9 protein-coding genes are annotated in these 8,377 nt (G+C 45.4%); 4 read left to right on the top strand and 5 right to left on the bottom strand.

Going from position 1 to position 8,377, the window contains the following annotated elements; translation table 11 throughout:
• Nucleotides 1-214 precede the first annotated feature (214 nt).
• A complete protein-coding gene (locus U9P07_11585) occupies nt 215-676 on the top strand; it encodes a chemotaxis protein CheX (GenBank protein ID MEA2110048.1) in 462 nt (153 codons plus the stop codon).
• A 143-nt stretch (nt 677-819) separates the two neighbouring features.
• On the opposite strand, the gene U9P07_11580 is transcribed toward U9P07_11585, so the two are convergent.
• The 5 genes from U9P07_11580 to U9P07_11560 all read right to left on the bottom strand — a co-directional run bounded on the left by U9P07_11580 (nt 820) and on the right by U9P07_11560 (nt 3,818).
• Nucleotides 820-1,140 carry a hypothetical protein gene (locus U9P07_11580; protein ID MEA2110047.1) on the bottom strand — a complete coding sequence of 107 codons (321 nt, stop codon included), beginning with the start codon at nt 1,138-1,140 and terminating at the stop codon, nt 820-822.
• A gap of 426 nt (nt 1,141-1,566) precedes the next feature.
• Nucleotides 1,567-2,025, bottom strand: coding sequence for a hypothetical protein (locus U9P07_11575; protein ID MEA2110046.1), 459 nt, complete (start codon nt 2,023-2,025; stop codon nt 1,567-1,569).
• Nucleotides 1,982-2,404, bottom strand: coding sequence for a response regulator (locus U9P07_11570; GenBank protein ID MEA2110045.1), 423 nt, complete (start codon nt 2,402-2,404; stop codon nt 1,982-1,984). Before U9P07_11570 ends, U9P07_11575 begins: the two co-directional genes overlap by 44 nt.
• 71 nt (nt 2,405-2,475) lie before the next feature.
• Nucleotides 2,476-3,339, bottom strand: a complete 864-nt coding sequence (locus tag U9P07_11565; protein MEA2110044.1) for an HDOD domain-containing protein — start codon at nt 3,337-3,339, stop codon at nt 2,476-2,478.
• On the bottom strand, nt 3,336-3,818 hold the full coding sequence (locus U9P07_11560) for a chemotaxis protein CheD (protein MEA2110043.1): 483 nt from the start codon (nt 3,816-3,818) through the stop codon (nt 3,336-3,338). Before U9P07_11560 ends, U9P07_11565 begins: the two co-directional genes overlap by 4 nt.
• A gap of 548 nt (nt 3,819-4,366) precedes the next feature.
• Here U9P07_11560 and U9P07_11555 point away from each other — a divergent pair.
• From U9P07_11555 to U9P07_11545, 3 genes are read left to right on the top strand one after another with little or no spacing between them, the layout of a single operon-like run.
• Nucleotides 4,367-6,046, top strand: coding sequence for a hydantoinase/oxoprolinase family protein (locus U9P07_11555; GenBank protein ID MEA2110042.1), 1,680 nt, complete (start codon nt 4,367-4,369; stop codon nt 6,044-6,046).
• Nucleotides 6,043-7,386, top strand: a complete 1,344-nt coding sequence (locus U9P07_11550) for a histone deacetylase (GenBank protein ID MEA2110041.1) — start codon at nt 6,043-6,045, stop codon at nt 7,384-7,386. The genes U9P07_11555 and U9P07_11550 overlap by 4 nt, the downstream gene beginning before the upstream one ends.
• A gap of 35 nt (nt 7,387-7,421) precedes the next feature.
• Nucleotides 7,422-8,330, top strand: coding sequence for a lipid A biosynthesis acyltransferase (locus U9P07_11545; protein MEA2110040.1), 909 nt, complete (start codon nt 7,422-7,424; stop codon nt 8,328-8,330).
• Nucleotides 8,331-8,377: the final 47 nt, after the last annotated feature.

Genomic DNA, 8,377 nt, shown 5'->3' with positions numbered 1-8,377 from the left:
GGCCGCCGAACGAATCACACGATGTGATTCGCGGCGGACGCCTCGGAAGCCGGCCTGTCTGCGTGCGGCACGCACAGGCAGGCCATGGACGGTCGGCGAGAATGAGCGAGAGCCATGCCGGAACATCTTTGGAGATTTATTTTCAGCTGTTTTTATAGCAACTCAGAGAGTTGAAAAAGTAAAAAAACACATCCAACCTGTAGAGGAACCGCCAGTGGACGTTCGCTATATCAACCCATTTCTTGAGGCCACAATTCATGTCTTGAAAACTATGGCTTTTGTCAATTCCAAACCGGGAAAACCTTATGTAAAAAAGGATGAAATCGCCAAAGGAGATATTACCGGAGTTATCGGCATATCCGGGGATCACGAAGGCTCTCTATCCATTTCTTTTTCTTTCCCCTGCATAAAAGGTATTCTGGAAAAAATGCTGGGTGAAGTCCACGACGAACTGGATGAGGAAGTCAACGATGCGGTGGGTGAGCTGACCAACATGATCTGTGGCCAGGCAAGGACGAAGCTTGAAGCCATGAAAATCAATCTTAAAGCCGGCATCCCAACCATTATTGCCGGCACCAACCACACTATACGCCATATCACCTCTTCACCAGTAATCGTCCTGCCCTTTTCTACGGATTATGGTTCCTTTGCCGTTGAATTTTCTCTGCTCACCTAAAGGCTTGACATCATGCTATTCTGAATTCCGCACTATATCAGACATTTTTTCAAGATATTCTCAAAGAAAAGAAAGAAAGAACGAACAGTAAAGGCGGCCTGTCAGGCCGCCTTTTTTTTACAGCTATTCATCTCAGAACTTCATCAAAGGCTCTTAGTTTTTAGTTCTTCCATCAGATAAACTGCATTTTCAACCAGGTTTTCCAGATCATCAGTTATGCTTTCCGGCTCAAGATCAGCTTTACATTCCTCAATAGCTTCAAGCTGCTTTTCCAGACTTGGATTATCTTCAAGAATAAAGCTGCGGACCACCTCTTCAAATTCCATATACAAATTCAATAAATTTAATACGTTATCAATTTTATCGTTCATTATCTTCAGCTGAACATCCAATTCATTCAGAATTGTTATAGATGAAACTTGTCCCGCTGAGTTCCCGCTGCTTTCTGTGGTAATATCGTTCATGATTTCCTGATCCATCTTCTTTGTTAGGCTGCAAGCTTAATAATATTAATTCCTAAGCTGAGCTATTAGCGGTTAGCCATTAGCATTTAGCCTTTAATAATCAGGGCTTTACGTTGATTAGTAACAACACCCATCGGGTGAACATGTATAATATTAAACATCTTGTAATCATTGAGCTAATAACTAAATGCTAAAAGCTAATCGCTTAATTTAGGTAATTATCATCGTCAGGCAAGGACAAAACTTTAGTACCTTACAGGTTATTTTCTTGTTTTTTTAACAAGAAAATGTTCTGATAAGAGTACTTATTTGCGGGCCGTAAAAGTCCGTTTGGGTTACGGGATATGTTCCCGCATTAGCCTACCTGCCCTTTTGTAATTGTGCACATGTGTGTATTGGAAACTTCCGGCTTCAAATCAAAAGGCATTAATTCCCCAGGCAGCGAACTAAAAGATATCCGTCATCTGAACCATAGCAGTTTAACTCGCTATTAATTATTATATCCTCTCCCGGAACTGCGGTTTCAGGAATATTCGGGATACCAAGCAGTATACTGCCATCGGGATCGCATATATTGACTAAACCGCCAGCTACCATATTAACCACTTCTTTCAAAACATCCAAAACCTGTAAATTATTGACATCGCAGATATCTACTCCGAGAAAGTTTGCGGCCATCTGCTCAGCCAGAGAAACAGCAAAAAAGAAATCAAGATCCAGCTTTTGTTGAGGACCGATTAATGAAATTTGGACTTGGTGGAAATTTACACCAGTCAGGTCCCTGGCACATTCGCTGGCGGAAACCGGTTCAATAAAGATGAAAAACATACTTTCCAAAACATTAGAAATCACCTTCCTCAAATTCTGTCTTGTCATCTCCAGCATCTTCAACTCCTAAAATTCTCTGCAACAACTGTTTTATCTCTTCAGGACGAAACGGTTTGCTAATATAACCAGAAGCTCCCAATTCCATCACTTTACTGACCAGCTGCTCCCGGGCTTCCGTGGTCACCATAACAACTGGTATGTGGCACAGTGCCCTGTTTTTCTTAACCTTTTCCAGCAAAGTAATACCATCCATTTCAGGCATATGAATATCACTGAGAACCAGGTCCACCTGTTTACCGGCAAGAACTTTAATAGCCTCCAAACCGTTCTCAGCCTCATAAATATCACCAGTAACAAAGCCGGAAATGGATATTACCCGCTTAATAATCTGCCGGATGGAAACCGAATCATCCACTATTAAAAGGTTAAAAGCCATTGCACTGTTCCTCCTTGATAAAATCTATCATAATAGATTAAATCCCTTTATCAGCTTACAGCTGTTTTGTTTTATAATGCATCCTTAACATCAATCATTTCCTGAGCCTTGTCCATTTCTTCCTGAAATTTTATCATTAAGACTTGGATGTCATCCTTTTTAAGTTTGAGCTTATCAACCAGCAGGTGAGGAATATGATAGGACAAACCATCAACAGAAGTGCCATAACCAACCATCAGGACCAGGCCATCAGCTAATGCTATAAGTTCACTCAGCAAACGATATTGTTTTGGAGCTTTTTCAGGTTGATGATGAAAGCGAATCGCGGCTACAATTAAATCTGGAAATTTCCATAGTTCCGCCAGCCGACCGCCGATCTCCGCGTGATCAAAGCCAAGCACCCGACGTTCAGCTTCATGAAATGACAACTTTTCCTCTTTCACCATAATGTCAATCTCGGCAAACTCCTGGCTGACATAGGTACTTAAAACAACTTTTCCCACATCATGAAGCAACGCTGCCGTAAAAATGCTATTCTCATCCAGTGGCAATCGCAGATGCCGCGCCAGGAGCTGGGACATCAAGGCGCAGGCAATGGCATGCTGCCAGAGTTCTCCGACAAAATATGAGTATCCTTTGTCTGGACGATCATAGATATCTTTGGCACCACTGCCTAAAAGAACCTGCCTTAATTGGGTAGTTCCAAGATAAACAACCGCTTCTTTCAAAGATGAAACTTTACGGGGCAAACCAAAATAAGCTGAATTGCATAATTTAAGGATATTAGCAGTAATCGATTGATCCAGGCGAATAACCTCAACCAGATCACTGACAATATATTGTGGATTGCTGATAATATCCATTGCTTTGAGAGCCACTTGAGGAAAAGGTGGAATCTGATGAATGCTTGCCAGTATTTCATCCATGTGCTTCATAGCACCACCATTTCTTCCCGCGATAACTTTACCATTACCTGTCCATCTGATAAGCGCAAATACATGGTCCGATTATTATTCCCCCCAATACTTTCAGCATCGATCATCACATTGTTTTTCCAGAGGATTTTCCTTAAGAATGCATAATTTCTTTTCCCTATATTAAACATTCCACTTTCATTCAAAACCTGCCCACCACCGGCAACCTTAACAATTAATCGCTTCTTTTCAGCTCCCAGCTGATAACAGGTTTTAAAGAGCCGAGGGATCCCGGTACTGCCAAACATGTAGGGTTTACTTTCTCCCTTTAACGGATTGATCGAATCACTGGGCAACATATAATGCAGTATTCCACCTACCCTGGCCACGGGATCATAGAGAGAAAGCCCGATACAGGAACCCAGACAATAAGTTGTCAGGATATCCGCCGAATCGGCACTTGCTTTCATATCCGCGATGCCAATGGTAATTTTCGCCATTCACCTTCCCCTGAAGGAGGCTTAAACAAAAACCCCCTTATCTTTTGACATTTATTGTTTTTTCGGTATTCTTCCAAAAATATTTACCATTATTTGGAAATTAACCGGAAACTGACGGTAGCAGTATTGACTTTTATTCTGATTTGAGGATAATTAAGTGATATATTGTCTATTCTTCCGACAAACAAAGGGTGTTGTAACATCTTTGTAACACCTTGATTTTATTGACGTTTCCAGCAAAATCCTTCTATGGGGTTTTCGCTAAAAAGCTCTATGATTTCAATAGTTTACGCAATTCGTTGCAACACCCTTAAACAGGGACAGTCAAAAGATAAATAATAATCAGTTTAATTTCTGCCAGGAAACCATCAATGCCAAAAAATAATCCGGTAAATAAGACCAAAACATCCCATTACACTAATATGGATATCGGGAGCTCCTGCTGTGCTTTACCGCCTTTAATCATGCTTTTTACTGGACGATTACTGAAAGATCATGTTACATCTAAAGCAGATGGAATGAAATCAGCACTTAGGGGATGAGATTAGATGTTACTGGGAATCGATGTTGGCGGCACCCACACGGATGCGGTGATTATCAATCAGCAGGGAATTGTGGCAACGGCAAAAGTTATAACCGTCCATGACAACCTGCTTCATTCCGTGCAGATGGCACTTGAAGAGGTCTTGCAGAGTGTCAGCCCCCGGCAGATACGTAAAATAAACCTGAGCACCACCCTGACCACCAATGCCATCATTGAACAAAAACTGGATCCGGTGGGCATGTTTGTAGCGTCAGGTCCCGGAATTGATCCGCAGCAGTATCAAATCGGTGACCACTATTTTTCCTGTCAGGGATCCATCGATCACCGGGGGGTGGAACGTGAGCCGTTGGCAGACGGCCAGATTGAAAGCTATCTTCAAGCCTGCAGAGCGGATGATGTTCGACACTATGCCGCCGTCAGTAAATTTTCTCCCCGTAATCCCATTCACGAAAAAATTCTGCAAAAAAAGCTGCCCCCCCATGCCGACTTTGTTACGCTGGGGCACCAACTTTCAGGGCGATTGAATTTTCCCCGACGAATTGCCACCGCCTATTACAATTCAGCCATCAGACAGCCTTTCAACCACTTTGCGGATGCCATCGAAGACAGCGTGAAAAAGCTGGGTGTTCAGGCGCCCATTAACATCCTGAAAGCTGACGGCGGCACCATGCCTTTTTCAGTCTCCCGGCGTTTGCCGGTTGAATCCATCCTTTCAGGGCCGGCTGCCAGTGTTATGGGCATTGTCGCCCTTTGCGATATCTCTGAAGATGCCATTATTCTGGATATAGGCGGCACAACCACGGATATTGCCATTTTTGCCACTGGAGCACCGCTGCTGGAAAAGGAAGGCATCAACATCGGTGGTCATTCTACTCTGGTCCGCGCTCTTATCACCAGATCCATTGGCATTGGCGGTGATTCTCTCGTTCAAGTCAGTAAAGACAAACTTACGGTAGGTCCTCAACGTCATGGTCCGGCAATGGCCTTTGGCGGCACAAAACCAACCTTGATAGATGCCTGTAACATTAAAGGGTTATCAACCGCCGGCAATAAGCAGGCTTCCGTTGATGGAATGACCCTCCTGGCAGAAAAACGGCAAACCACCCTGCCGGAACTGGCTGACAAGATTATTGATACCGCGATCAACAGCATTCTCAGTGCGACCAGTGAGCTGATTCAGGAAATAAATAACCGTCCGGTTTACACTGTGCATGAAATGCTTGCCAACCGGAAACTGGCCCCAAAAAAAATCTATATCATGGGTGGTCCGGCTGCCTCCATAGCCGGCATACTGGCCAAAGCTTTCAAAATACCGGAAACCGTACCCCATGATTATGCCATTGCCAATGCCATCGGCGCCGCCCTTACCCGCTCCACCATGGAAATAGAACTCTTTGCCGACACCGAAAAGAAAACCCTGATGATTCCGGTACTGGAAGTTGTCGAAAAAATACCCTTCCAGTACTCCCTTGATGATGCTATTTCCAAAGGCAAAACATCATTGGCAGCCTACCTGCAGCACTACGACCATAAAGATATCAATGAAAATGATATTGAAACAGTTGAAGCTGATTCTTTCAACATGATCAGCAACTATTTTACCGTCGGCAAAAATATCCGGGTCAGTTGCCAGCTTAAACCCGGAATCGAACAGGAATATCGAAAAGGATTGCAAACCTCATGATTTCCGCTGATAATAAACTGGGGGTTATTTTTTTCCCGGCCTATGACTGGGCCATTGACGCCACCCATCCCGAACGGGAGGAACGGCTGCTCTATACTCAGGACCAGCTGCGGGAAGAAGGGGTTTTTGATATCAACGGCATCAATGAATACAAACCGGATATTGCCACTCCGGTGGATATCGATCGCACCCACTTCTGTTATCCAAATGTCGGTGCGGTTGCCACAGAATCACACCTGATCGCCGCCGGAGGAGCTATTAAAGCAGCCCAGCTGGTGATGGAAAAGAAGGTTGAAAAAGCGTTTGCCATCGTCCGGCCACCCGGCCACCATGCCATGAAGGTGGTACATGGCAACCGCGGTTTCTGCAACATCAACAATGAAGCGGTAATGATTGAATTTATCCGGGAAACTTATGGACAGTGTAAGATTGCCATCGTCGACACGGATTGCCATCATGGTGATGGAACTCAGAATATCTATTGGCATGACCCTGACACGCTTTTTATTTCCCTGCATCAGGATGGTCGTACCCTCTATCCAGGATCCGGCTTTGTGAGTGAACGGGGAGGACCAAATGCCATCGGCAGAACCATTAACATCCCCCTGCCACCCCAGACATCCGACAGCGGTTTTTTATATGTTATGGATGAAGTTGTCCTGCCAATCCTGGAGGATTTCAAGCCTGACTTGATTATCAATTCCGCCGGTCAGGATAACCATTACACCGATCCGATTACCAACATGAGTTTTTCCGCCCAGGGCTATGCCCGGCTCAATGAAAAACTGAGCCCTGACATTGCCGTCCTGGAAGGCGGCTATGCAATCCAGGGGGCCCTGCCCTATGTCAACCTGGGCATTGTGCTGGCCATGGCCGGGGTGGATTACAGCCATGTCCGGGAACCGGACTATGATCCGGAAAGGATACGGCAATCAGCAAAAATAGATACTTATATTGAAAATCTCTGTCAGGAAATTATGGGCCAATATCGACAATTCCTAAAGCCAATCGGCCAGGATGGTGATTTTGCCAGCCGGACAAAATCAGTATATTACGATACTGATGGTATCAGTGACGAACAGACAGAAAAAGTGATAATCTGTTCGGCCTGCGCCGGCTTGAGAATTATTGAAAGCAAGTCTTCGGTTAATGATCGCTGTCTGGGCATAGAAATCCCCATCAATGCCTGTCCACGGTGTCAGGATGCCGGGCATCGTTATCTCAAAGATGCCAAGAATGCCATGCGTTATCGTTTCATCAAATTGATTAACCGGGTAGATAAGGAATATCAGTCATTTAATCAGGAAGAGATGTCTCCCCGAAATAAATATTTCTTTTAAGGCTACCTTTATCCTTTATCCTTTGGCCTTTATCCTTGAAACCTCCACTTTACCATCCCCGCTACTGGCTGTCCTGGGCGGCCGTCTGGCTGACCAAAGGGATTGGCCTGCTTCCCCTGCCGCTGCTCTGGTGCCTGGGAACCATTACTGGCCGGCTGGGCTACTACCTGTTTGCTTCCCGACGTCGCATCGCCCGCCGAAATATTGAGCTTTGTTTTCCTGAACTCTCCACCGGGGAGGTTGACCGTTTGACCCATCGGCATTTCGCCGCCCTGGGGGTGGCTTTATTCAGCACTGGCGTCAGCTGGGTCGCCTCTAAGAAGCGCCTGAAAAAATTGATTCAATATCGCAATCGTGAATACTATGATCAGGCCGTTGCCGATGGACGCCATATTATTTTCCTGGCGCCCCATTTTCTCGGCCTTGAGCTGGGGGGCATGTGTTTTTCCCTCGAATGCCCCGGAGTCAGCATGTACCGGAAAATACATGATCCGGTTATTGACCGGCAGGTATATCAAGGCCGCTGCCGATATGGCGGCATCATGATTGAGCATAAGAGTTCATTGAAAACCCTGGTGCGCTTTTTACGCCAGGGGTTGACCTTCTATTATCTGCCGGATCAGAATCCTGGTCGCCGCCGGGGAATTTTTGTCCCTTTTTTTGGCATCCAGACCGCGACATATCCCACCCTCGGCCGGTTTGCCAAACTGGCTGATGCGGTGGTCATTCCCTGCTGCAGCCGTTTTCTGCCTTATGGAAAGGGGGTGGAAATAGTCTTCATGCCGCCACTTGAACCTTTTCCAACTGATGATCCGGTAGCGGACGCGACCCTGATGAACCGCCGCGTAGAGGAAGGAATCCGGCTGATGCCGGAAGATTATTTCTGGATTCACCGACGGTTTAAAACCAGACCGGCAGGCGAAACATCGCTGTATGAAAAGTGATTTTAACCTAAGTTAAGCAATTAGCGATTAGCTCTTAGCATTTAGCT

Source organism: Pseudomonadota bacterium, assembly GCA_034660915.1.
Taxonomy (GTDB): domain Bacteria; phylum Desulfobacterota; class Anaeroferrophillalia; order Anaeroferrophillales; family Anaeroferrophillaceae; genus DQWO01.
This window is presented reverse-complemented; position numbering and strand designations above follow the sequence as displayed.